Origin of the sequence: Streptomyces aurantiacus JA 4570, from assembly GCF_000414115.1 — a bacterium.
Classification (GTDB): Bacteria; Actinomycetota; Actinomycetes; order Streptomycetales; family Streptomycetaceae; genus Streptomyces; species Streptomyces aurantiacus_A.
The window spans coordinates 1-787 of the sequence record NZ_AOPZ01000322.1; the positions used below are offsets into that span (position 1 = coordinate 1).

The window sequence follows — 787 nt, forward strand, 5'->3', positions numbered from 1 at the left end:
GCGGCGGCCCGCGCGGGCGCGACCGTCCGCACCGGCGTCACCGCCACCGGCTGGGCCGGCCCGCTCACCCTGGACACGACCTCGCCCGACGGCCTGGAGCGCCTCACCGCCCGGGCCGTCGTCCTCGCCACCGGCGCCCGCGAACGCCCGCGCAGCGCACGCCTGGTGCCCGGCAGCCGCCCGGCCGGCGTCTACACCACGGGCGAACTCCAGCAGGCCGTCCACCTGTACGGGCAGCACATCGGGACGCGGGCCGTGGTCGTGGGCGCCGAGCCCGTCGCGTACGCCGCCCTCGACACGCTGCGGCGGGCGGGCGTCGCCGTGGCCGCCCAGGTGACGCCGGAGCGCCGGCACGGGACCACGCCCTGGCGCGCCGCCGAGGCCCGGCTGTGGCACGGCGTCCCGCTCCTCACCGGCACGGCGGTGGCCGAACTGGCAGGACGGGGGCGGCTGTCCGCCGTGCTCGTGCGGCACCGCACCGGCCGCCTCGCCCGACTGGCCTGCGACACCGTCGTCTTCACCGGCGACTTCGTCCCCGACCACGAACTGGCGCGCCGGGGCGGGGTGCCGCTCGCGCCCGGCACCCGGGCGCCCGCGATCGACGCGGCCTTCCGCACGGAGATCCCCGGCGTCTTCGCCGTCGGGAACGTGACGCACGCGGTGCGGGCCGCCGGGGCGGTGGCCGCGGAGGGGCGGCGCGCGGCGGCGTCCGTACGCCGCTTCCTCGCGGCGGGGGAGTGGCCGCCGGCGGTGCGCGCGGCCCGCGAGTGAAGCGGGAGGGTGCAGC

General features: G+C 80.6%; 1 protein-coding gene. It reads left to right on the forward strand.

Going from position 1 to position 787, the window contains the following annotated elements:
• Positions 1 to 771: FAD-dependent oxidoreductase (locus STRAU_RS28050; protein WP_158692139.1), on the forward strand; the 771-nt coding region annotated here is incomplete at its 5' end.
• Between the last annotated feature and the right edge of the window lie 16 nt (positions 772 to 787).